Genomic DNA, 22,786 nt, shown 5'->3' with positions numbered 1-22,786 from the left:
GGTTTTGTCGCTGAAATTCGCCACCAGTCGATTGAGGACGGCGATTTTTTCCGCGTCGTCTTCAATAAAATGGGCGTTGCCCAGGCCGATCACCGTGCGATGCCGCGCTTCAAAGTTGCAGGCCAGTTCGTCTTCAATCACGCCGTGATCCAGCGAAACGGAGAAACAGATACGGCTGTTTTTCCGCATGATGGCGATCTTGCTGCCGCTGCGTGCCGAATGGAAATAGAGCGCGCGGCCGTCCCAGACGTAGAACACCGGCACCAGAAACGGGGTGTTGTCGTCCGCCAGCGCGATGTGCATCACCCGGCCTTGCGCCAGGATCGCCGCGATTGCGGCGTGATCGGTGATTTCACGTTCGTCGCGCCGCATCTCGCCGTGCGGATGGCCGGCGGTAAATGCGTCGATGGGGGGCGTCATGACGGCGTCTCCCGATGCTGGATGTCGCGTTCAATCAGCGCGTCAAGGTCGTCGCAGATCGCCAGAATGCGCGCTTTATCGGCGCTGCCCGGCGTACCGTGGTGGTAGTCGTCCACGGCGCAGATGCCGAAGATGGCGTCCAGCGACAGGATGGATTGCTGCAATGCGTTGTCGATACGGGTTTTTTCCATGGCGCTGGCCAGCAGGTTACGGTAGTTGTGGTTGAGCGGCATGACGCCGTGTAAGGCGCACAGGGCTATCAGATAGCATTCGACGGCGATGGCGGCGACGTTAAAAATCAGGCTGACGGACTGCGACTGGCCGGCCAGCAGTTGCGCCCGGCGGTGATAGCCCCTGGCGTGCTGACGGCAGCGGGCGAAGCGCTGTTCGTCGGTTTCAAACAAGAGTGTAGACATGGTGTGACCCCGCAGGATAAAGCACCGGGGCGTACCCCGGCACAGGATAATGGGCTCGGATATGGGGGAAGAGGCGCTCGGCCGCGCTTACCACACGTTGAGGATCCACTCCTTGTTTTTCTTGTACTCCATATCGGTGAACAGCGCGTTGGCCATCTGCTCTGCCAGCCAGATGGCGCCGGCATAGCCCACCACCGGATGACGGTAGTGCCCGGCGCGGTCGTAAGTGGGAAAGCCGACCCGCACCATCGGGATCTGGTTATCGATGGCGGTAAAGCGCCCTTTGGAGTGCCCCAGAATCAAATCCAGTTCGAGATTGTCCTGGGTGATGCGTTTTTCCAGTTCCCACAGATCGGCGTTGGTGACGATCTCCATGCTGTACTCCACCTGTTGCTGCAACGCCTGGATGCGCGGGTCGTTGCCGTAGCTGGCATTGTCGTCGCCCAGCAGCAGCAGAACCGGCTTCATCTCCAGGTCGAGGCAGAATTCCGCCAGCCCGATCACCAGATCCGGATTGCCGTAGAGGGCGACTTTCTTGTCGGCCAAAAACATGTGCACCAGATCGGTCAGCGCGTCGATGGCGATGCCGCGTTCGCGCACCAGCGACGGCGGGATCGGTTTGCCGGTCAGCGTTTTCAGATTCTGCAACAGCGTATCGGTATTGCGGATGCCGATAGGCGTCGGGCCGATAAGGGTCGGGATCTGAAAGGTTTCCTCCAGATAGCGCGCGGCTTTGCCGCCTTCATAGCGGTTCAGGGCCAGCGTCGCCATGGCGTTGGCGGTGCCGGTCAGATCGTCGATGGTGGTGTTGCCGTGGGAGACGGTGTTGCCGGATGGCATCAACGGCGAGTCGAAATCCTCGATTTCAAACAGCACGGTGGCATCGATCTGCATTTCCGCCAGCAAGTGCTTCAGCGCCGTGACGTCGCCGGGGTTGACCCAGCCGGTGATCAGGTTGAGTTTGCCGTTGGGCGCGCTCTGGCGGGCGAAGTATTTCACGATGTCGCGCACCGTCACGTCGTAGCCGCTGATCATGCTGCCGACGAAGCTGGGCGTGTGCACCGGAATCAGGTGCACCTCGCGCCCGGCGTACTTTTGCTTCAGCAGGCCGTCGTTGAGTTTTCTGACCACGCCGTCGACGTCGTCGCCGATGACCTCGGTCGAGCAGGTGGTGATGATGGGGATCACCTTGACGTGGGGATAGCGCATCAGCAGCACGTCCACCGCTTGTTCCACGCGGTCGAGCGCGCCGAACACCGCGCCGTCTTCATGCACCGAGGACGAGGCGATTTCGAAGCTCTCTTTCAGGTGCTGGGAGATCAGCAGGCGGACAAACATGACGCAGCCCTGGCCGCCGTGGACGATGCCGATGCAGTCCTTGATGCCGATGCTGACGTATTGAGCGCCGGCGGGCTGGCAGGTGAAAATGGGGTTGATCACCCCGGTACGGTCTTTCGCTTTCAGTTCACAAGACATGGCTGGCCTCCTGTCAGTAGCGCTGGTCGGTCAGTTCGGCATTCAGCGAACCGGTAATGGTGAGATGGTCGAGCCGTTGGTGCAGCGCGGCCATCAGCGTGGCGATCGCGTCTTTGCTCATCGCGCCGAGCCAGTCGAAGCGTGCGCGATACGCCTCGGCCAGCACCACGGCGTCCACCCAGTAGCAGCGGTCGGCGGGCGTGGCGAGCTCCACCGGTTCGTCGCACAGCAGCTGTTGGGTTTTGCCCAGTACGCCGGCGTTCTGCTTTTCCCGATCCCAACTACGGGAATGAAACTGCCACAGGCAGTGTTTCATGATGTAGTCCACCATCAGTTCAACCTGCTGTGCTTGCGATATGGCTTCCTGAGCCATGGGGTGCTGGGTCATACCGCCTCCTGACGACGATTAGGATCGCGCGGGAAATCGGGGTATTCGCGCTGGCGCAGTTTGCTGACGCTGTCGTAGCCGCCGGTGTATTCCCGCAACGTCGGGTCATGGCGAGTCTCCTCGCTGAGGCTGACGTCGGACAGCATTCTGGCGGTGGCGAAGCCCTGATCGACCGGGATCGTCTGCTGGCTGATATCCAACTGCGCCAGCTGGTGGATGGGCGAATAGATGGCGTTGTAGATGTCGCGGGCGAAACGCACCCAGCCTTCGAACCCCTTGTACGGGCCGTTGTGGTAGGCGTGAGCGTTGAGATAAGGCACGCGGATTTTCTTCGCCACTTCGCCGGGGCGTTTACCGGTAAAGATCACGTCCGGTTTCAGTTTGTACATCGCTTCCAGCGATTCCAGTTCGTTCGGGTCGTCGATGGCCAGCGCGCCGGCCTCGCAGCGGGCGATGCCTTTTTCCATATCCCCCTGGTGGCCGAATTTGGTGTAGACCGACACCACCTCGACCCCCATTTCCGCATGAATGACGTGGGCCCAGTGCCACAGCTTGGAGCCGCCCGGCCACAGGCAGACCTTCTTGCCCTGTAACCGCGCTTTGTACCAGTCCAGCTCCGGTTTCCAGCGCGCCACTTCTTCGTCGATGATGGCCTGGGCGCGATCCTCTATGCCGAAAAACAGCCCGATCTTGCGCAGCGAATCGGACAGTGGGCCGAAGCCGAAGCCGTCGATATCGAGGCGGGGGATGCCGTAGCGCACCCGCAGTTCGTTGCAGATGTACTCTGCGGAACGGGCGCACTCCAGCACATTGAGGTGGGCCTTGTGCATGGCGCGCAGATCATCATAGGCGCCGTTGCCGGTAAAGGTGGACAACACCTGGATCCCCATGCGTTTGAAATAATCCACCATCACTTCCTGATCGCCCTGAATATTATATTCGCCGACATAGTTGATGACGTAGTCGCTGGTAATCGTCGGTTCTACCGTACCGACTTTTTGATTAATCCAGGCGATATTGATTTTATGGTGCCCACCAGACTGACTGGGCCCGGCGAACCCCGGCGAATTGCAGACGAAAATATCTACGTCCGGTCTTTCATCCATCACTTCCTGGGCAATAGCGGCAATGTCATCGCCGATTAATGCTGACGCACAGGTTTGATAAATCGTCATGCGTTTAATTTCTGGGTGAGCATCGAAGGCTTCGATAATATTGGTTTTCAGCACCTTTTCGGCGCCGAATACAATATGTTTTTCCTTCATGTCGGTGGCGAAAGTATATTTTAGCTGAAAGTTGTCATTGTCACTGATATAACGCTTGGTTTGCCAGGTGTCATAGGTGCAACCGACCGGGCCGTGACTAATGTGAATAACATCCTTCATCGGTGTGCCAATAACATGCTTGGCGCCGCAATAAGCACAACCGCGTTCGGATATAGTGCCTGGAATGGTATTTAAATATCCCAATGGCAATGCCGATGTGAGATCCTCATCCGGCCCTTTGACTACTGCATGCTGTTTGCGTTCGGGTATGCATTTACTGCATTCAAACTCATGGTAAGGCATAAGTTATCCTCCCATTAAGGGGCATATTGATAATGGAAAATAAAACAGCGTCGAGAGTTTCGGCGTGGTGATTAATCCATCAGCCCGTATTTCACGACCATTTTCTCCAGCTGATCCATCGAGAGCGGCTGGGGGATAACCAGGTCTTCATTTTCGATGATCTTGCGGCCGAGCTCGCGGTATTCCTGCGCCTGATTGGCGTCCGGGTCGAACTCCGTCACGGTTTTCTTGTTGAATTCCGCTTTCTGAACAATGTTATCGCGCGGGACGAAGTGGAGCATTTTGGTACCAATGGCGGTGGTGAACTCTTCGAGGAATTCGCGCTCACCGTCTACATTACGGCTATTACAAATAATACCGCCCAGCCGGACGCCGCTTTGTTTAGCGTATTTCACCAAACCTTTGCAGATATTATTGGCGGCATAAATCGCCATCATTTCACCGGATGCGACAATATACACTTCCTGCGCTTTGCCGTCGCGAATCGGCATGGCGAATCCACCGCATACTACGTCGCCCAGTACATCAAAGAAAATAAAATCCAGATCGTCGGTATAGGCTTTATTATCTTCCATCAAATCGATGGCGGTAATAACACCACGACCGGCGCAACCGACGCCCGGCTCCGGACCACCGGATTCGACGCAGCGAATATTAAACACGCCGGTTTTGACGACCATTTCATTGGTAATTTTCTCCGCGCCTTGATCGCGCAGAACGTCCATTAATGTTTCCTGTGGTTTTCCGCCTAAAATAAGCCGGGTGGAGTCGGCCTTAGGGTCGCAACCATGAATGAACACTTTTTTACCGTGGAAATACGCCAGTGCCGCCGCGGTATTTTGTGTGGTCGTGGATTTTCCAATGCCGCCTTTACCATAAATAGCCAGTTTGCGAGTCATACTATTTCCTCCAGGCAATAAGATAATCAATAAATCAGATAAAATAACGGTTGTGCAGGAAATAGATTGCAAGGGCAGGGCCAATTATATTTTTTTAATCGCTGCCATAATTAAATCATAGGATGTGAGTCTATTATCGGTTGAATTTTATCAGGTTATTTTTGCCGCTGTTCAGGAATGACGGCGGCGAATGCGACATTGCCCGGTCGGCGGGGCGCGCCAGGTGTTCATTGCGGAACTTTTTGGTTTTAAAGCGTTCCTGAGGGTCAAAAACGTGAAGTGCTTCACGTTTGTGCGGGTGCGGAAACCGACCGATTCGTGAGTGGTTCCCGCAGAAGCGGGGAATGCGGCATGGGATAAGAAAAAACAGATAGCCGCTACAGGCGCAGCGGCTATCTGCTGGTGGGAACGGCGTTAAGCAAGAAATTACGCAGTGGTATTGACGTTGCGCCCTATGGCCGGATTGGCCGGTAGCTGCGGTATGGACTGAATCAGACTGGATGCTGTAGCTTCTTGAGTATCCAAGGCTTTTTTCAGTACAGCCGTACCGACCTGGCTGCTGAGCTGCATACTATTCAGGCTGGAGGAAAGTGATTCAAGTTGTGAAACATCCATCTTGGCCATCCTATGTCTTTGCCAGGGTTATATCGACGAGGAGAGGGGTGTTTTCCGCTCCGTCGATACCAGACGGCTCCTGCGGTGTGGTGCGGAACGCCGTCTGTATTATGTCGACAAGAAATGACTGTCGGCATGGTTCGGTATCGGTTTCGTCCTCTCAAACTTTAGACCAGCTCGGCACCCTGCTCAAATCAGGTCGACGCTCTTCCGCTATGCCCGGTGGGAGGCGCTGCGCCCCGGCAGCGATTACATCAGCGGCCAGAGTTCGCTGTAGGATGATCGCACCTCCAGCGTATCGGCCGAGAATCTTCGCTTGTAGAAACGCCCGTGTGCGATCCAGCCGCAGGTGATGGCTTCTCCTTCCACGTTAATGACCACCATGGTTCGGCGCCGTTTGCGGCGGCGGACGATCATTCCCGGTGTAAACATCGTTACCTCCGGCCCTGGCTGTGGTGGCGTTCATCCGCCGTCGCGATCACCGAGTGCAGGATAAAATCATTGGCTTTTCTGAGCGTGGCGATATCTGGCTGAATTTTGCCGTAAACCCGCATGCCTTCCAGCATCATGAAAATGCTTTCCGCCATGACTTCGGGCTCATAATCGGTACGAAACACGCCCGTTTGCTGCCCCTGGCGCAGAATATGGGTAAGCCGAACGATGATCCCGTTAAACATGTACTCAATCTGATTTCTGACCTCTTCGTCGCCCGGCAACATTTCATTGGCGGCGGCGATGGAGAAACAGCCTTTTTCACCGTCTGGCCCGGCGGAAACCCGGGCGAAGAAATCGAGCGTTTTGCGCAAGGCGTCATCCGGTGGCATGTCTGCCGCCCGTTGGCTGAGGCGAGCCAGGCCGGTGTCCATGTATTGTCGGAGTGCGGCCAGAAAAATGGCGTGTTTATCTGGATACAGTTGGTAAATGCTGGCGCTGGCGAGCCCTGAGGCCCGCATCAGATCGGAAAGCGATGTGGCCTGGTAGCCGTTGCGCCAGAAACAGCTCAGCGCGGTATCCAGAAAATCCTGCGGGTCAAACTCCCTGGGTCTCCCTACGCTCTTTTTCATACATGGCTCGTCGGTATTTATGATTATGGAGTGATTAGTCTATAATTAATGACATCCATTAATAAAGGCATTTTTTCTGGGCGAGGGAGAACTGTCTGGCGTTGTCAGGAGTGGGATGTGGCGCTGAGTCGTTTGTTGGAAAGGCGCGACGCAATGGTCATCGGGACGTATATATTCGGGCGGAAATAGTGAGTCTATCTCTACCCTAAATAATTCGAGTTTCAGGAAGACGGCAACCGAGTGACAAATTCATTGGGAACGAATTTAACCCGCTACGGCTGGCCTCCGGTGAGAGGCAGGGTATCTCTCATTTCATCCTCAGAAGCGTATTCAGGTCAGTAGCCGGGGTGAGTGAAGGCCGCCAACGCACCTGCAATTTGACGTATGGCGGGGATATTGAAGAATGCGGTGGTGACGAGTGGCTGTAAATCGCATGGGGGCGGGGGGAGCCGTTTCGTTAAACCAGGCTTATGAACTCTTTCAGCATACTTAATATGCCCGTTGTGTGTGTTGCCTGCGGGTTCGTCACGTTGGTCGTTGTAGTTTTGTATTCATTTTCATCGTCGATAATTGGATAAAACCATTGTGCTGTCTTACCTCAATCAGCAGGAAACTGACGACGATAACTTGTTTTTATTTTTATCGTTACTTTTTATTCTATGTAATAGTCGATTAACAAAGATAAGAAATAGTTAAGACGGAAATAAATTTAAAGTAAAAAGCACCAACGCGCGTGTTAGTCTTTTTTAAGTTACGACTGCCGTATTGAAAAAACGATTTTTATTTTATAAAAATTGTGCATGCCCATGTGCAATATCTCGTATTGTTGCCGTTATTTGTGTATGCTGGCAGTAATTCCAACCATCAGGATGACTAACAATGACCGATGCTCTTAAAATATTAAATAACATTCGTACACTGCGCGCTCAGGCTCGTGAAATCGACCTGGAAACTCTTGAGGAGATGCTGGAAAAACTGACCACTATTGTTGAAGAACGTCGTGAAGAAGAAGCCAGCTCTCAGAAACACCACGCAGAACGTCAGGCCAAACTTGAAGCTATTCGTGCTCAATTGCTTGAAGATGGTATTGACCCGGCTGAATTGCTGGAGGGTGTAAAAGCCGCTTCGGCAAAACCCAAACGTACTCCTCGTCCGGCTAAATATAAATACACTGATGAAAATGGCATCGAACAGTCATGGACAGGACAGGGCCGTACTCCTAAAGCAATCAAAGAAGCGCTTGATAACGGTAAGATCCTGGATGATTTTTTGATTTAATAAAAATGATGAATACCGTTGGAGCAAGACACCAACGGTATTCATCTCCTGAAAATAGAAAGATTCAGGATGGCTCTCTCCCCACAATAGACGGTGGGCAATTAAAGCACTCTCTATTCTTCTCTGTTGCATTCTCTTCACGCGCTATTCCATCGAGTGACTCCGGCGCTTGAACAGTCTTGTGGGGATATACTTGTTATGCGTCAAGTTGCTGGTGCGTTGGCTTTATTCCTCTGTCCATCCCTGGGGCTCGTTTCTTTGAGACCGTAATACGCCACGTGTAGAGCTGTTCCCGACAGATTTGTCGCTCACCCGAATCACTGACTGTAGTCAGCCCATCAGGATTCCCTTACTTGCTGTTCCCCTGAGGTTCGAATTATTTAGGGTATAAATGCGTGATGCATGCTTTCTGCCAATAATCGTATCTGCATGCGGATGAGTGGGGGCTATGGTATTAACCGCATGTATTTGTCCACATTCAGTTGCTGTGGATCAGGGCGATTGAATATCCGTTCTGTCTTATCAAGGCACATTGGGTATGAATAGGTAGTTTGCATCATCGCTGTAATAGTTTTATCCCTGTGGCTTTATACCCGATAACCCGATCACCCTTTCATGTTTTTGCTGTGGTGCCTTCCTGAAGCATAGAGTGGCGCTTCGCTGTTATATTCAGCCAACCACTGTGGGGATGCCCGCGATATAATTCGTTATGGAATGGTGTGTGTAACTAACACGTATATTGAATAAGGGGAGGTTCAGCGATGTCGATGACGATACCTTTTCCGCTAATATAGTCCCCCGGGTTTTTGTGATAATGACGTTCTCTTATGTTGCATATTCATTGTCTATCCCTGTCATTCTGCGCGTTGTCGATGCGTTGGCTGCGTTTGTTCACCTGAGTCACTTATCGTGGTCGGCTTATCGGAATTCGCTGACTGGCTGCCTTCCTGTCATTTGATGTATGGCGGGGAATATCCATTGTTATTATACCGGCCCGATTAAAACAGCTGTGTGCCGTCATCGCTATCGAGCAAGGGTAATGAACGGTTCGGCAATCAGGTGGTGTGTTTTTTATTCCCATATAAAATTCCGGTGCTATAATGCAGCCCGAAAATACCTTTCAACTCATACCGAGGCTTTCATGCTGGAGAATGTGATCATCTGATAATCAGCTTCCCGACCATCACCGGCCGGACTGATTATCGCTGCGCTTAAACCTTACGCGAACACCTACAGGTGTTGGCTTGTTTTTGCTCATGATGATTAACAGGTTTCCCAGAATGAATTTATCCCGTCAGGAACAACGTACCTTACACGTTCTCGCTAAAGGTGGCCGTATCGTACACACACGCGATGCATCTGGCCGCGTCACCTCTGTTGAATGCTATAGCCGCGAAGGGCTGTTGCTCAGCGACTGTACGCTCTCCGTTTTCAAAAAACTCAGAACTAAAAAGCTGATTAAGTCCGTCAATGGACAACCCTATCGCATTAATACCACTGGGCTGAACCATGTTCGCGCTCAATCGGATAACCGTTAAGGAGCAGGCAATGAATATATCTGGCAGCACACCATTTACCGAAAATTATGACAAAGCTATCCTTCTGGACACCATGATGGGGCCGAATGCCATGCGTCTTACGGAGGAAATGGCCAATACACTCCCCATTGCTTCCGGGATGCGTATTCTGGATCTTGGATGCGGTAAGGGTATCTCGTCTATTCTGCTTGCGGAAAAATACGATGTAACCGTATTTGCCGCCGACTTGTGGATTTCTCCCACAGAGAATGCCGAGAGGTTCTTAGCTCTGGGGTTGGATTCTCAGATTTTCCCGTTGCGGGTCGATGCCACGAAAGAGATCCCGTACCCTCATGAATATTTTGACATGATCATCAGCGTGGATGCTTACCAATACTTTGGCAGCAACGACATCATGCTGTCGACACTTCTGCCTTTTGTGAAGCAAGGCGGGCTGATCGCAGTGGCTGTCCCCGGATTTATAGGGGATTACTCAGCGGGCAATTTACCCGAGGTTGTTAAGCCATTCTGGTCGCCGGACTGGTATTTTTATTCCTGTGGTTGGTGGCGAGCGCTATGGGAAAGAGAAGCGGGTATAACCCTCACGATGTTACGAGAAATGGATTCATGTCAGCAGGCGTGGGATGACTTTATGGCGTGTTCTCTTGCTCAGGAAATGATGATTCCCATCATGGAAGCTGGCGCTGGCGATTACTTCAATATCATCCAACTTGTTGGACAAAAAAATAAAGTTCGCCACGACTAATGTAAACGGCATCAACCATTACGGTGGTTGATGCCGTGCTATGGAAGAAAAGCCGCAATAAGACATGCACATAGCAACAGAATCATGACAGCGTGCAGGGCGCTGTTGGGCAACGTGTATGATTTAGCCTGGTTTATGAGATGGAAACAGTTTTGGGGCAGATGTCGTCATGCCAATGACTGGCGTCCCCGACAGGAATCGAACCTGTAACTAGCCCTTAGGAGGGGCTCGTTATATCCATTTAACTACGGGGACTTGCGGATGCGCATTATACCTGATTTACCCACGCTCATAAGTCCTTGATAGCGCGATTGCTCATTCTGGCACCACTTTCCCGCAAGTTTTTATCGGCGATTCACCAGAAGGGCGCCGCCGAGACGTTGTCGATGGGGAAGAACGTTGAACGGTTAGCATTTGGACATTGATAACTCAATCAAGAACATATCATTGCCGTTTTTTTCTGGCATGCCATTGCCGGTTAAGGAAAAATTGGCGGCAGTCGATTAGAATAAAGTGTAATTTTGCGGCGTAGTCGTCGGTGTGTTCGATGCCTGCGGCGCGCATAAGATTTCTGCAGGGAGAAACAGTTATGAATTTCCGTCTGGGTAGCATGGTGTTGGCGGGTGTGTTGTTGACAGGATGCGCCAGTTCAAAAAATACGGCTCCAGCGCAGCGAACCGATCCGCTGGAAGGGTTCAACCGTACCATGTTCAGCTTTAACTATAATGTATTGGATCCGTATCTGGTTCGCCCTGCTGCTGTGGCCTGGCGTGATTATGTGCCAAGACCGGCGCGTAATGGGTTGAGCAACTTCTTTGGCAACCTGGCGGAACCGGCGACGATGGTGAACTATTTTATTGAGGGAAACCCCTACAAAGCCATGGTGCATCTGAACCGTTTTTTCCTGAACACAGTGTTGGGGATGGGGGGGTTGATAGATGTTGCAACTATGGCTAACCCCAAACTGGCAAAGGATGAACCTCACCGATTTGGCAGTACGCTGGGGCACTATGGGGTTGGGTATGGCCCATATGTGGTATTGCCGGCTTACGGCAACTTTACATTGCGGGAAGACGGCGGCGGTGTGGTTGATACACTCTATCCGCCGTTGGGCTATTTGACTTTCTGGATGTCGGCCGGCAAATGGATGGTCGAGGGGTTGGAAACTCGGGCCCAATTGCTGGATTCTGATCGTCTGCTGCGTGACTCGACTGATCCTTACTCCGTTGTCAGAGATGCTTATTTCCAGCGGCATGATTTCCTTGCTAATGGCGGTAAAGTTGTACCTACGGTTAACCCCAATGCGAAAGCCATTGAGGGAAGTTTGGATGAAATCGATTCAGCAAAATAACCGAAAAACCCTGCTCTGATTTCATACCAAAGGCGCCTTGTGGCGCCTTTGGTTTTTATTGCCGAAAATGCATTTTCTAGCAGTCTATGCGGTGTTTATGACAAGTTACAATTTGGTTATCTTGTTTGTGTGATTATCTGAAATTTTTTTTGTGGTTGTCCTCACAATAGTGGTACTTTGTTTTCGATGCTGATGATTCAGCAGCTCGAGATGGGCAGCCAGACTCGCTTTTCGCTACATATTCAGTGTTAATACCGGGTATTAACCCATTTTGCCAAATATGCGGGGGCACTTAGTGCCCCTTCATTGCGTCTGCTCGCCATCTCGTCAGGTCGTTAACAACCTGATAACATCGGTGTTCACCTGCAGGGATAATCATTGACATAAGTGGGAAGTAAAAGCATGAAGAATCTATTGGTCACCACGGCGGCGCAGTCAGCATCAGTGAACGAGGATGTCACGAAGGATGTCGTGCTGATTGGCGGTGGTGTCATGAGTGCTACGCTGGGGACATATTTGCAGGCTTTGGAGCCTGGCTGGTCCATCAGCATGATCGAGCGTCTGGGCAGCGTGGCGGAAGAAAGCTCCAACGGTTGGAATAACGCGGGAACTGGGCATGCGGCATTTCTGGAGCTGAATTACACTCCGGAGAAGGCCGACGGTTCGATTGATATCAGTAAAGCAGTGAATATCAGCGAAGCGTTTGAAGTTTCTCTGCAATTTTGGGCGTATCAGGTGGCGAATAACGTTATAGGCGATCCGTCCACCTTCATCCATAGCGTGCCGCACATGAGCTTTGTGTGGGGCGATGAAAACGTGAATTTCCTGCGTCGCCGCTATAAAGCGTTGCAGCACAACACATTGTTTCAGGGGATGGAGTATTCCGAAAACCCTGAACGCATCAAACAGTGCATTCCATTGGTGATGGAAGGGCGCGATACCCGGCAGAAGGTCGCCATGACCCGCATGCCCATCGGCACCGATGTTGATTTTGGTGAAGTTACCCGTCAACTGGTCGTCGGAATGCAGAAAAACCCTCATTTCACGCTGTGGCAGGAACATGATGTTCGCGATATCCGTCGCAATCAGGACGGCACCTGGAGCGTGGTGACTGCCGATCTGAACGATGGCGGCAAAGAGCGTATTGTTCGGGCGCGGTTCGTGTTCATCGGCGCTGGCGGGGCTGCATTACCCTTGCTGCAGAAATCCGGTATTCCTGAGGCCAGCCAGTATGGCGGTTTCCCGGTTGGCGGTGAGTTTCTGGTGACTGATAACCCTGACGTGGTGAAACGCCATCAGGCTAAGGTGTATGGCAAGGCGTCGGTTGGCGCTCCACCCATGTCGGTGCCGCATCTGGATTCACGCATGCTGGGCGGCAAGCCAGCCTTATTGTTCGGTCCGTTCGCTTCTTTCTCCAGTAAATTTTTGAAGAATGGCTCGTTGTGGGATCTGTTTTCTTCGGTGAACACCGCAAATGTTTTACCCATGATGCGGGTGGGGCTGGATAATTTCGATCTGGTGAAATATCTCGTTAGCCAGGTGATGATGAGCGAAAACGATCGCTTTGCCGAACTGAAAAATTATTTCCGGATGCCAGAAAAGAAGACTGGCGGCTGGCGACGGCAGGGCAGCGCGTGCAGGTGATCAAAAAAGACAAACAGAAGGGTGGCGTGCTGAAGATGGGCACTGAAGTCGTCGCCTCGCAGGACGGTACGATTGCCGCGCTGCTGGGGGCTTCTCCCGGAGCTTCAACCGCTGCAACCATCATGATTGAGCTGATGCAGGTTGCCTTCAAGGATAAGATGGCTTCGGTGGAATGGCAGGTGCGCCTGAAAGAAATCATTCCTTCCTGGGGACAGAAGCTGAACGGCAATGTTGAGCTGACCAATGAGATTCGTCGTTATACCAGCAGTACGTTGAAGCTGCGGTATATGGACGTGAAAGCGGAGTCGGAATTAAGATCCCAGTTGGAAGAGGCTCCGGAACATGAGATTCAGGTGGATCAGATTGTTCCAGTGATGTAACGCCTGTTCGGCAGTTCTGGGCGTGCCAGCGACACGGAAAAATAACAGGGCGTGAGGAAGACAACTTCCTCACGCCCTGCCTGTTTATGACGCTGGATGCCTGGCCCCGTCGAAAACCGGGGGCATCATCAGAATGCGTAGTTGAAGTTCACGCCATATAGCCAGGCACGCCCTTTAGAGGTAAAGGTATACGACGGCAACGACGAACTGATGCCGGCTTCATTGATGGTGACTTTCTGCCCGCGCATATAGGAAACGCCAACATCGACAGACATATCTTTGTTAAACGCATAGGTAGTGCCTGCGCTCAGCCAGAGACGATCTTGATCCGGTATGGAAATGGTGCGCTTGTCGGAAGGTACCGGGCTGTCGTCAAAGGCGATACCGGTGCGGAACGTCCAATTCTCATTGTAAAAATAGGTGGTGCCCAGCGCGATACGATATGCGTCGTGAAAACCTTCTTCTTTACGGAATAATTGTTGACCGTTGCTGCCGGTTGCTCTCAACTCCTGGAATTCACTCCAACTGGTATATGCCAGGCTGTAATGAACCGCCCATTTCGGTGCGACGCGATGCCAGGCCGACGCTTCCCACATTTCCGGCAGGTTGAGCGTCAGATTACCAGGAATGGTGACGCCGGAGGTGCCGCCGGCACGAGCGGAAAGGTCGCTGCTGAATTTACCGTGGAAATCGATATTGACTTTGGAACGATATGTCAGGCCGAAGCGGTTGTTTTTATCCAGCTCATACAGGATGCCGGCATTCCAGCCATAACCCCATTCGTTGCCTTCCAGACGAGAAATTTCTGACGAAGAACTCACGCCCAGCAACGGGCCGATTTCACCTGCGTTACGAATGATCTTGGCATCGGCGTAGACGGCATCGATGCCCAGCCCGAAGCTGAAGTGCTGATTCAGACGATAGGCGGCGCTCAGGTTCAGGTTAGTGGTCTTGAGATCGGTTTTGCCGCCGATGGAACCTGCGGTGTAGTTATCGCTGAACTCGGTGGCCAGGCCGAAATTGGTAACAGCGGAAGCCCCTACTGCCCACTTATCATTGAGCGGCATGATGAAATGCAGATTGGGCACCCAGGCATGTGGCGCGATGTTGTTGGCGCTGGCGTCGCGTCCACTGGAACTGGCGCCGTGCAGATTGATATCCGGTTTGATATAGGTGGCGCCGCCGGAGAAGGCGGGACGATCAAACATCGTCATGGTCGCCGGGTTGCGGCTGCCGGATGTCGCGTTGTCCGCAACGGCTCCTTCGCCGGAGAATGCGCGCCCCAAACCGGAGGAGGAATATTCGTTCAGCTGGAAACCTGCAGCGAAGGCGTTAGTGGCCATCAGTGCCAGTGCAACAGAAAGAGATGTTTTTTTAAGCATGATTTTCTGGCCCATGACCAAAACCTCGCTGAATGTTTATTATTGGATGTTGTTACGCCTGTCATCAGGGGAGGCGCATTGTAGGGGGAGCAGCAGGGCCGACAAATCAGACCAGTGCGCCAGTAGCAGCGGCAGATATCATGTGTGTTGTCATTTTGAAAACAAGATGTTTGATGTCGGGAGTTTTTGCCTGCATTTACTTAACAAATAATTGGCATTGATTGACATTAAAGCAACACTTCGGGCGGGGGAACTTCGGTAAACGGTGATTTTGTTCACGCAATCGGGCCGAGAGCAGTAAGGGCTAGTGATATAGCGCGGGCCGGGGGTAATATGGCGGGGAGATTATTGTTTTATGATCCGGATCTCAACCAGACCGGTTCATTGTCGCCGAGAGGAGTTTTGCCATGACAAACGCGATGAATAAATGCAGCGCTGAAGAAACGGCCGCCTGTTGTTGTGTGGATGTCGGTACCGTGATGGATAATACGGATTGCACCGCGTCTTACAGCCGTGTCTTTACTGATCGCGCCGAAGCCGAATCGGTACTGCAACAACTGACGGAAAAAGCGCGTTCCGTTGAGTCGGAACCCTGTGTGATCGACAGCCGTTTTGCTGAAACCGCCGGCGGCGTGCAGTTGGATATCGATTTTACGTTCAGTTGCCAGGCTGAAACGTTGATTTTCCAGCTGGGTTTGCGCTAATCGCCGCACACCTATTTTCTTGCGCAGCCGTTGTGCTGCCGTCCACGATGGCCGACAGAGATGTCGGCCATTTTGTTTTCTCCGTCCGGTTCGTGACCGCCGCAAAAGCGTGGTGTAGCTCGCTGTTTATTATCAACTTGTTTGCGCGTTGTAATCCCAGCGTTAACAATGAATTCTATCCAGGCCGTATTACGCGATAACCGCCATACGTATATTGCCAAGACAGTGCCTGAATATCGCATTGAGAACAGGAGTGGATATGCAACAACGGGTACCGTTGGTCACTCGACAAGGCGATCGCATTGCGATTGTCAGTGGATTGCGCACCCCCTTTGCCCGTCAGGCAACGGCTTATCATGGTATCCCCGCGCTGGATCTTGGTCGGATGGTGGTTGCTGAGCTGCTTGTGCGCAGTGGTATAGCGCCAGAGCACGTCGAGTTGTTGGTCTTTGGGCAGGTGATTCAAATGCCTGAAGCGCCAAATATTGCGCGTGAAATTGTGCTCGGTACGGGAATGAGCGCGCGGACGGATGCCTATAGCGTGTCGAGAGCTTGTGCGACCAGTTTTCAGGCGGTGGCCAATGTGGCTGAAAGCATTCTGGCTGGCGTCGTCGACGTTGGTATTGCCGGCGGCGCGGATTCGTCCTCCGTGTTGCCGGTCGGCGTTAGCAAAGCGTTGGCGCGAACCTTGCTGGACGTGAGCCGGGCCAAAACGCTATGGCGGCGCTTGGCGTTGCTGGCGCGTCTGCGGCCACGGGATTTGTTGCCGGTAGCGCCGGCCATTGCCGAATACTCCACCGGGTTACGGATGGGGGATACCGCCGAACAAATGGCGAAAAGCTACCGCATCAGCCGCGAAGCACAGGATGCGTTTGCCCATCGCTCGCATACGCTGGCCGCTCAAGCCTGGAAGCAAGGAACATTACGTGATGAGGTGATGACCGCGTATATCCCGCCATTCAACCAGCTACTGGAGCAAGACAACACGGTACGTTACGACAGCGCGCCCGCTCAGTACGCCCGGCTGCGGCCTTCGTTTGATCGTCGCTATGGCAGCGTCACGGCCGGTAACAGTTCACCGCTGACCGATGGGGCGGCCGCGCTATTGATGATGAGCGAATCTCGGGCCAGAGCGCTAGGACTGACCCCGTTGGGTTATCTGCGCAGCTATGCGTTCACCGCCATCCCCGTTCATGAGGATATGCTGGCGGGGCCGGCCTATGCCACGCCATTGGCGCTGACGCGCGCGGGGATTACGCTCTCCGATCTGACGTTGATCGATATGCATGAGGCATTTGCCGCCCAAACATTGGCCAATCTCCAGCTCTTCGCCAGTAGCGAATTCGCCCGTGACCGGTTGGGGCTCAGCGCGCCGCTGGGGGAGGTGGATATGGAACGCTTTAATGTGCAGGGCGGCTCTCTTGCCTATGGGCATCCGTTCGCTGCCACCGGAGCACGAATGATTACGCAGACGCTGCGTGAACTGCGTCGCCGCGGCGGTGGGCTAGGGCTAGTGACCGCCTGTGCCGCTGGCGGGCTGGGCGCCGCCATGGTTCTGGAGGTAACGGAATGAGCGAAGAGCAAAGAGCGGCGGATAGTAAGCCAATGACCACTGCATTCACCCTGAGCTGGCTACCGGATGATATCGCTGTGGTGCATATCGATGTCATTGGCGAAAGGGTTAACACCCTGAAATCGGCGTTTGCCGAACACGTCGAGACGATTCTGGCGCAGGCGGCGGCAAAAGGCATGCCACGCGGGATGATCATCATTTCTGGAAAACCCGACAGTTTTATCGCCGGTGCGGATATCGGCATGCTGGATGCCTGCCCGGATGCCAGTGCAGCGCAGGCATTGTCCCGACAAGGGCAGGACACGTTTTCCCGTCTGAGCCGCTTATCGTTTCCGGTGGTGGCGGCTATCCATGGCGCTTGTCTGGGCGGTGGGTTGGAGTTGGCGCTGGCGTGTGATTATCGAATCTGTACGCCTGACGATGCGACTGTGCTGGGGTTGCCTGAAGTACAGTTGGGGCTGTTGCCGGGCGCCGGCGGAACGCAACGGCTTCCACGCCTGATTGGTGCGGATCGGGCGCTGGATCTGATGTTGACCGGGCGTCGGCTGCGCGCCGCACAGGCAAAAAAGTGGGGGCTGGTGGACGACGTTGTGCCGCGAACGATCCTCATTGAGGCCGCCATCGCACAAATTCGCTTAGGTAAACGCAAAGCGCGTGGTTGCGGGCAAAAGGGGCGACAGCGTTTTTTGTCGCTACCGCTTGTGCGTCGCGTGTTGTTCGATCGAATACGGAAACTGACCCGGGCGAAAACCCAGGGGCACTATCCTGCGGCGGAGCAGGTGATTGATGTGGTGATCTGCGGGTTAACACAGGGGGAAACGGCTGGCTACGCCGCGGAAGCGCGGGCGTTTGGTCAGTTGGTGATGTCGCCGGTTTCGAAAGCGTTGCGGCGGTTGTTTTTTGCATCGTCGGCGCTGAAGAGCGCGCCGGAGGGCGGTAACGTCGGCCCATTGCGCCGGGTGGGCATTGTGGGTGGCGGCCTGATGGGGGGCGGGATTGCCGGTATCACTGTGCTGCAAGGGCATTTACCGGTACGTCTCAAGGATATTGATCATCAAGGCGTTATCCATGCTTTGCGCCATAGCTGGCGGCAGCTTGACGAGCTGGCGGCACGTCGGCGCATCACTCCCGCCGGGCAACGTCAGCGTATGAGCCTGATATCCGGGGGTATCGATTATCAGGGGTTCGAACAGGCAGATGTCGTGGTTGAAGCGGTTTTCGAAGATCTGGCGCTGAAACGGCGAATTGTGGCCGATATCGAGGCGATAACACCGGAACATACTATCTTTGCCACCAACACGTCGTCGCTGCCTATCCATCAGATCGCCGACGGGGCACGTCGAGCTGAGCGGATCGTCGGGCTGCACTATTTCAGTCCGGTAGAGAAAATGCCGCTGGTCGAGGTGATCCCTCATGCGGGGACTCATCCCGACGTAGTGGCAACGGTGGTGGAACTGGCGAAACGTCAAGGGAAAACCGCGATAGTGGTTGCCGATGGCGCCGGTTTTTATGTGAACCGTATTCTGACGCCGTACCTGAATGAAGCGGCTCGCTGCCTGCTGGAAGGCGAGCCGGTGGATAGCATCGATCGGGCATTGGTGAAGTTTGGTTTTCCCGTCGGCCCATTCGCGCTGTTGGATGAAGTCGGGCTCGATGTGGCGATGAAGATTGCACCGGTGTTGTATCAGGCGTTGGGCGAGCGGTTTGGCGTATCGCCGGTGCTGGAGGCGATGCTGCGGGATAACCGGCGTGGCAGGAAGAATCACCGTGGCTTTTATCGTTACGCGCAGCGCGGTATCGGTTGGCGTCGTGCGGAAAAAGAGGTGGATGATCACGTTTATACGTTATTGGGTGTGACGCCTAAACCGCATTTGGCCCCGGAGCTTATCGCTCAGCGATGCGTGATGATGATGTTGAATGAAGCCGCGTATTGCCTGGCGGAGTCCATAATCCGCAGTGAGCGGGATGGAGATATCGGCGCCGTGTTTGGTATCGGTTTTCCACCGTTCCTCGGGGGGCCTTTCCACTATATGCGGCAATTGGGTATGGATACTGTCGCCGCGTCTTTGCGTATTCTGCGTGAGCAGTACGGTGAGCGTTTCCGCCCTTGTGAGGCGCTGTTGCAAGAAAATGGCGAATAGCCTGAAGGGGATTTTTGACGGCTGGATCGAATCAGGCTCGGTAAATAACCCCCGGTGATCGCCGGAATATCAGGATAGTCGATGCTTTGTCGAAAATTGCGCTATTGGAGATAAATAGAACGGGGAAATAGGGCGTGAGCGCGTTTTTTAATTCGTTGCGGCATGTTTTGCTTTAGCGCGGTTTTTATTTTTTAAATCAAACGAGGGAAAGGCTTGTAACATCCTGTTTTTTATCGCCCGTCAATCATTTCCCTGGATGTTGGGCATAATTAATAAATATATATTAATGTGATGTTGCTATATGGTTAATTCCTATTAATTAATATAGCCCGTTATTATTTTTTCGCCAGTTTTAAAACGCGGGCGTTATTAAAAAAAATGAGCTGTATTATTAAAAGAAACCGGTATCAGTTTATCTCGTATTGTATGGTTTTTTGAATTTTATGACTGTTTTTCTTCATGTTGTTAACTTGATGTTTCGAATTGTGTGTTTTTAAAATGCGAAAACAGCACATTATTGTCAGGTATGGATTATTTCTCCTTATGCTTAACAGGGGTAATATGCTGAAAAGATTTGGGTTTACCCTTCAGCGAAAAGACAGTGATGCGCTTGCCTGTACTGACAGGGGGTGGGAGCGGTTGCGCCTCCCTGGCAATTCGGGTAAAAAATGCGGCCTTGTGCTGGTTAAAACACCAACAAAAGTCAGGCGAATTTTTGAACTGTAGCCGTAAAATGTATGCGGGCGTAAAGGATAACGAGGTTCCGACGATAATCCCTGCGCGGATATGAGTAGGGGGCTGCCTGATGAGAGTGCAATGACGCGACTGCCGGGCGGATTCTGGATATATCCATAAGGTTTTTATAACCTTTTCAATCAAATAGCGGTGTAATATGCAAGTATTGATCATGCGTCACGGTGATGCTGTACCGGACGCTGCCAGCGATGCGCTTCGTCCCCTTAGTCTGCGTGGTTGTGATGAGTCGCGTCAGATGGCTGCCTGGTTGAACGATCAGGCGATTGATGTCGATCGGGTTCTGGTTAGTCCTTATGTTCGGGCCCTGCAAACGTTGCAGGTGGTGGCTGAAAGTTTGCCGCTGCCGCCGGAAAACGAATCGTTGCCGGAGTTGACGCCGGGCGGCAATGCGGAGCTGGTCGGCGACTACCTGCTGGCGTTGGCGAAAGAAGGCGCTGGAACCGTACTTATCATTTCTCATCTGCCGCTGGTAGGGTATCTGGTGGCGGCGCTATGCCCGGGGGAGAACGCCCCCATGTTTGCGACTTCCGCCATCGCCTGTATTCAACTGGACGACGCCACGAGTGAGGGTGTTTGCCAGTGGCATGTCAGCCCTTCGCATCTGGTGGCCAAAACCCGTTCCTGAGCGTCGTCGTTGAGTGACGCAGGCCGTCGGCGCATCTGCCGGAGGCCTCAGATGTGTTCGGGGATGTCCTGCACCACCAGAATCAGCAATGCGGCATCGCCGCCGAATTCTTTCGGCGCCTGGTGAAATGCCAGTACATCGGGGTGCTGCGCCAGCCAGAGCGGGGTCTGCTTTTTCAGAATGTGCTTACCGTGGCCGTGCATGACGCAGGCGCAATAGACGTGCTCGCGACGGCAGGCCGCCAGTAAAGCGCCCAATTCCTGCTTGGCCTCCTGTTGCGTCAACCCGTGCAGATCCAAAAACAGTTCCGGCGAATAATCGCCCCGACGCAATTTTTTCAATTCATAGTGGCTGGCGCCCGGACGGACATAGCGCATCGGCCCTTCATGTTCCAGCTGTGGCTGAAATTCATCAGAAAAATAGAAACTGGCATCCACCTGTTCCTGAATGGCGCGGCGCGGCGGCAACACGCCGGTTTTGGGGCGGGCGGGCTGGTGGCGGTAGGTATCCTGACGCAGGCGGGACGCCCCCGCGACGGAGGTGCGAAACAGCGTCTGATCCTCCTCATTAAGCATGAACTTCTTTTTCATCGGTGCCTTACTCTGTCATCACTGTCTTGTCAGTTTACCTGTTCTTATGTCTCTCACTAAACAAAACCGTGTCTGGGTTATCGTCTGCCAGCCCGTAGTGATAGGTGCTGATTTGTTGTCGGCTTCATGGCACACTACGTGGCTTATCATGGTGGCATCCTGCGCCAGCGCTGCGAAATATTGATGATTGCGGCCGAAAAACAGCGAGATTGACAGCAGTCTGTGGAGAACAAGTTTGGACAAGATTTTCGTCGATGAAGCGGTTAACGACCTGCATACCCTTCAGGATATGCTGCGTTGGGCGGTGAGTCGTTTCAATGCCGCTGGCCTGTATTACGGCCATGGTACGGACAATCCGTGGGATGAGGCGCTGCAACTGGTGTTGCCGACGCTGTTTCTGCCACTCGATATTCCGGAGCAGATGTACCGTTCCCGTCTGACGCTCAGTGAACGTCAGCGCATTGTTGAACGGATTGTCCGTCGGGTGAACGAGCGAATCCCGGTTGCCTACCTCACCAACAAAGCCTGGTTCTGCGGGCTGGAATTTTATGTGGACGAACGGGTATTGGTGCCGCGTTCGCCGATTGGCGAGTTGATCGACAACCGTTTCGACTCGCTGCTGCCGCATCAACCCCAGCATATTCTGGATTTGTGCACCGGCAGCGGGTGTATCGCCATCGCGTGCGCCCATGCCTTCCCGGAAGCGGAAGTGGACGCGGTGGATATTTCCCCGGAAGCGCTGGCGGTGACGGAACAGAACATCCAGCAACATGGTGTGGAACATAGCGTTACGCCAATCTGTTCCGATCTATTCCGCTCGCTTCCCGCCATCAAATACGATCTGATTGTGACCAACCCGCCGTATGTCGATGAAGAGGACATGTTCGATTTACCGCAGGAGTATCGCCATGAACCTGAACTGGGTCTGGCGGCCGGTGATGACGGGTTGGATCTGGTACGCCGCATTCTGGCCTGCGCGCCGGATTACCTGCGCGACGACGGTGTACTGATTTGTGAAGTAGGCAACAGCATGGTTCACATGATGGATCAATATCCCGACATTCCTGTCACCTGGCTTGAATTTGATAACGGCGGCGACGGCGTCTTTATGTTAACGCGCGAGCAACTTATTGATTGTAAATCTCATTTTAGCCGTTACCGGGATTAACTCAACGATACAGGCATAACGACGCCTGCATCTTTTTTATCTTGTTCTAATGCTAAGGAGCCGTG

The 22,786-nt window shown here is 53.4% G+C and carries 20 protein-coding genes, 1 tRNA gene and 1 pseudogene; 10 read left to right on the top strand and 12 right to left on the bottom strand.

Features of this window, described 5'->3' with window-relative positions; translation table 11 throughout:
* The 9 genes from DPA2511_RS23720 to DPA2511_RS13390 form a co-directional block, all read right to left on the bottom strand.
* On the bottom strand, positions 1–420 hold a 420-nt coding region (locus DPA2511_RS23720; RefSeq protein WP_035050233.1), incomplete at its 3' end, for a pyridoxamine 5'-phosphate oxidase family protein.
* The gene (locus DPA2511_RS13430; protein ID WP_015854297.1) at positions 417–836 is read right to left on the bottom strand and encodes a hypothetical protein; all 420 of its coding nucleotides are present in this window, start codon (positions 834–836) and stop codon (positions 417–419) included. The genes DPA2511_RS23720 and DPA2511_RS13430, both read right to left, overlap by 4 nt.
* Before the next feature lie 87 nt (positions 837–923).
* Complete coding sequence (gene anfK, locus DPA2511_RS13425) at positions 924–2,312, bottom strand: Fe-only nitrogenase subunit beta (RefSeq protein ID WP_015854296.1); 1,389 nt, start codon at positions 2,310–2,312, stop codon at positions 924–926.
* Positions 2,313–2,325: 13 nt separating this feature from the next.
* Positions 2,326–2,700 carry a Fe-only nitrogenase subunit delta gene (gene anfG, locus DPA2511_RS13420; RefSeq protein ID WP_015854295.1) on the bottom strand — a complete coding sequence of 125 codons (375 nt, stop codon included), beginning with the start codon at positions 2,698–2,700 and terminating at the stop codon, positions 2,326–2,328.
* On the bottom strand, positions 2,697–4,268 hold the full coding sequence (anfD, locus tag DPA2511_RS13415; RefSeq protein ID WP_015854294.1) for a nitrogenase iron-iron protein, alpha chain: 1,572 nt from the start codon (positions 4,266–4,268) through the stop codon (positions 2,697–2,699). The genes anfG and anfD overlap by 4 nt, the downstream gene beginning before the upstream one ends.
* 71 nt (positions 4,269–4,339) lie before the next feature.
* Positions 4,340–5,167, bottom strand: coding sequence for a nitrogenase iron protein (gene nifH / locus DPA2511_RS13410; protein WP_015854293.1), 828 nt, complete (start codon positions 5,165–5,167; stop codon positions 4,340–4,342).
* 426 nt (positions 5,168–5,593) lie between these two features.
* Entirely contained in the window at positions 5,594–5,782 is a 189-nt protein-coding gene (locus tag DPA2511_RS13400) for a YjfB family protein (RefSeq protein ID WP_015854291.1), read from the bottom strand.
* Between the two features lie 249 nt (positions 5,783–6,031).
* Entirely contained in the window at positions 6,032–6,214 is a 183-nt protein-coding gene (locus DPA2511_RS13395; protein ID WP_015854290.1) for a hypothetical protein, read from the bottom strand.
* A gap of 2 nt (positions 6,215–6,216) precedes the next feature.
* Complete coding sequence (locus DPA2511_RS13390) at positions 6,217–6,846, bottom strand: TetR/AcrR family transcriptional regulator (RefSeq protein ID WP_015854289.1); 630 nt, start codon at positions 6,844–6,846, stop codon at positions 6,217–6,219.
* An 879-nt stretch (positions 6,847–7,725) separates the two neighbouring features.
* Here DPA2511_RS13390 and DPA2511_RS13385 point away from each other — a divergent pair.
* The 3 genes from DPA2511_RS13385 to DPA2511_RS13375 all read left to right on the top strand — a co-directional run bounded on the left by DPA2511_RS13385 (position 7,726) and on the right by DPA2511_RS13375 (position 10,407).
* Positions 7,726–8,124 carry an H-NS family histone-like protein gene (locus tag DPA2511_RS13385; RefSeq protein ID WP_015854288.1) on the top strand — a complete coding sequence of 133 codons (399 nt, stop codon included), beginning with the start codon at positions 7,726–7,728 and terminating at the stop codon, positions 8,122–8,124.
* 1,280 nt (positions 8,125–9,404) lie between these two features.
* On the top strand, positions 9,405–9,662 hold the full coding sequence (locus DPA2511_RS22880) for a YjhX family toxin (RefSeq protein WP_015854287.1): 258 nt from the start codon (positions 9,405–9,407) through the stop codon (positions 9,660–9,662).
* Positions 9,663–9,672: 10 nt separating this feature from the next.
* Entirely contained in the window at positions 9,673–10,407 is a 735-nt protein-coding gene (locus DPA2511_RS13375) for an SAM-dependent methyltransferase (protein WP_023638382.1), read from the top strand.
* A gap of 180 nt (positions 10,408–10,587) precedes the next feature.
* Here the strand turns inward: DPA2511_RS13375 and DPA2511_RS13370 are convergent.
* Positions 10,588–10,662: transfer RNA gene (locus DPA2511_RS13370), tRNA-Arg, on the bottom strand.
* A gap of 334 nt (positions 10,663–10,996) precedes the next feature.
* Here DPA2511_RS13370 and mlaA point away from each other — a divergent pair.
* Together mlaA and mqo are read left to right on the top strand one after the other, a co-directional pair.
* Positions 10,997–11,758 carry a phospholipid-binding lipoprotein MlaA gene (mlaA, locus tag DPA2511_RS13365; RefSeq protein ID WP_015854285.1) on the top strand — a complete coding sequence of 254 codons (762 nt, stop codon included), beginning with the start codon at positions 10,997–10,999 and terminating at the stop codon, positions 11,756–11,758.
* A 402-nt stretch (positions 11,759–12,160) separates the two neighbouring features.
* A pseudogene (gene mqo / locus DPA2511_RS21805) lies at positions 12,161–13,782 on the top strand (malate dehydrogenase (quinone)).
* A gap of 128 nt (positions 13,783–13,910) precedes the next feature.
* Here mqo and fadL read toward each other — a convergent pair.
* Positions 13,911–15,179, bottom strand: coding sequence for a long-chain fatty acid transporter FadL (gene fadL / locus DPA2511_RS13355; protein ID WP_015854283.1), 1,269 nt, complete (start codon positions 15,177–15,179; stop codon positions 13,911–13,913).
* Positions 15,180–15,571: 392 nt separating this feature from the next.
* Between fadL and DPA2511_RS13350 the strand changes: the two genes are divergently transcribed.
* The 4 genes from DPA2511_RS13350 (at position 15,572) to sixA (ending at position 20,963) form a co-directional block, all read left to right on the top strand.
* Positions 15,572–15,868, top strand: coding sequence for a YfcZ/YiiS family protein (locus DPA2511_RS13350; RefSeq protein ID WP_015854282.1), 297 nt, complete (start codon positions 15,572–15,574; stop codon positions 15,866–15,868).
* Between the two features lie 259 nt (positions 15,869–16,127).
* Complete coding sequence (fadI, locus tag DPA2511_RS13345) at positions 16,128–17,441, top strand: acetyl-CoA C-acyltransferase FadI (RefSeq protein ID WP_015854281.1); 1,314 nt, start codon at positions 16,128–16,130, stop codon at positions 17,439–17,441.
* Positions 17,438–19,582 (top strand): fatty acid oxidation complex subunit alpha FadJ, encoded by a 2,145-nt coding sequence (gene fadJ, locus DPA2511_RS13340; protein WP_015854280.1) that lies wholly within the window; start codon positions 17,438–17,440, stop codon positions 19,580–19,582. The genes fadI and fadJ overlap by 4 nt, the downstream gene beginning before the upstream one ends.
* A gap of 892 nt (positions 19,583–20,474) precedes the next feature.
* The gene (gene sixA, locus DPA2511_RS13335) at positions 20,475–20,963 is read left to right on the top strand and encodes a phosphohistidine phosphatase SixA (RefSeq protein ID WP_015854279.1); all 489 of its coding nucleotides are present in this window, start codon (positions 20,475–20,477) and stop codon (positions 20,961–20,963) included.
* A 47-nt stretch (positions 20,964–21,010) separates the two neighbouring features.
* On the opposite strand, the gene smrB is transcribed toward sixA, so the two are convergent.
* Positions 21,011–21,553: an endonuclease SmrB gene (gene smrB / locus DPA2511_RS13330; protein ID WP_015854278.1), complete on the bottom strand. Its 543-nt coding sequence runs from the start codon at positions 21,551–21,553 to the stop codon at positions 21,011–21,013.
* Positions 21,554–21,788: 235 nt separating this feature from the next.
* Between smrB and prmB the strand changes: the two genes are divergently transcribed.
* Positions 21,789–22,721, top strand: a complete 933-nt coding sequence (prmB, locus tag DPA2511_RS13325; RefSeq protein ID WP_015854277.1) for a 50S ribosomal protein L3 N(5)-glutamine methyltransferase — start codon at positions 21,789–21,791, stop codon at positions 22,719–22,721.
* The last annotated feature ends 65 nt before the right edge of the window (positions 22,722–22,786 follow it).

The organism is Musicola paradisiaca NCPPB 2511, from assembly GCF_000400505.1.
GTDB classification, from domain to species: domain Bacteria; phylum Pseudomonadota; class Gammaproteobacteria; order Enterobacterales; family Enterobacteriaceae; genus Musicola; species Musicola paradisiaca.
This window is presented reverse-complemented; position numbering and strand designations above follow the sequence as displayed.

Coding starts and splice junctions, on each gene's coding strand:
- DPA2511_RS13430 (WP_015854297.1), bottom strand. CDS start 836: ATGTCTACACTCTTGTTTGAAACCGACGAACAGCGCTTCGCCCGCTGC.
- anfK (WP_015854296.1), bottom strand. CDS start 2,312: ATGTCTTGTGAACTGAAAGCGAAAGACCGTACCGGGGTGATCAACCCC.
- anfG (WP_015854295.1), bottom strand. CDS start 2,700: ATGACCCAGCACCCCATGGCTCAGGAAGCCATATCGCAAGCACAGCAG.
- anfD (WP_015854294.1), bottom strand. CDS start 4,268: ATGCCTTACCATGAGTTTGAATGCAGTAAATGCATACCCGAACGCAAA.
- nifH (WP_015854293.1), bottom strand. CDS start 5,167: ATGACTCGCAAACTGGCTATTTATGGTAAAGGCGGCATTGGAAAATCC.
- DPA2511_RS13400 (WP_015854291.1), bottom strand. CDS start 5,782: ATGGATGTTTCACAACTTGAATCACTTTCCTCCAGCCTGAATAGTATG.
- DPA2511_RS13395 (WP_015854290.1), bottom strand. CDS start 6,214: ATGTTTACACCGGGAATGATCGTCCGCCGCCGCAAACGGCGCCGAACC.
- DPA2511_RS13390 (WP_015854289.1), bottom strand. CDS start 6,846: ATGAAAAAGAGCGTAGGGAGACCCAGGGAGTTTGACCCGCAGGATTTT.
- DPA2511_RS13385 (WP_015854288.1), top strand. CDS start 7,726: ATGACCGATGCTCTTAAAATATTAAATAACATTCGTACACTGCGCGCT.
- DPA2511_RS22880 (WP_015854287.1), top strand. CDS start 9,405: ATGAATTTATCCCGTCAGGAACAACGTACCTTACACGTTCTCGCTAAA.
- DPA2511_RS13375 (WP_023638382.1), top strand. CDS start 9,673: ATGAATATATCTGGCAGCACACCATTTACCGAAAATTATGACAAAGCT.
- mlaA (WP_015854285.1), top strand. CDS start 10,997: ATGAATTTCCGTCTGGGTAGCATGGTGTTGGCGGGTGTGTTGTTGACA.
- fadL (WP_015854283.1), bottom strand. CDS start 15,179: ATGGGCCAGAAAATCATGCTTAAAAAAACATCTCTTTCTGTTGCACTG.
- DPA2511_RS13350 (WP_015854282.1), top strand. CDS start 15,572: ATGACAAACGCGATGAATAAATGCAGCGCTGAAGAAACGGCCGCCTGT.
- fadI (WP_015854281.1), top strand. CDS start 16,128: ATGCAACAACGGGTACCGTTGGTCACTCGACAAGGCGATCGCATTGCG.
- fadJ (WP_015854280.1), top strand. CDS start 17,438: ATGAGCGAAGAGCAAAGAGCGGCGGATAGTAAGCCAATGACCACTGCA.
- sixA (WP_015854279.1), top strand. CDS start 20,475: ATGCAAGTATTGATCATGCGTCACGGTGATGCTGTACCGGACGCTGCC.
- smrB (WP_015854278.1), bottom strand. CDS start 21,553: ATGAAAAAGAAGTTCATGCTTAATGAGGAGGATCAGACGCTGTTTCGC.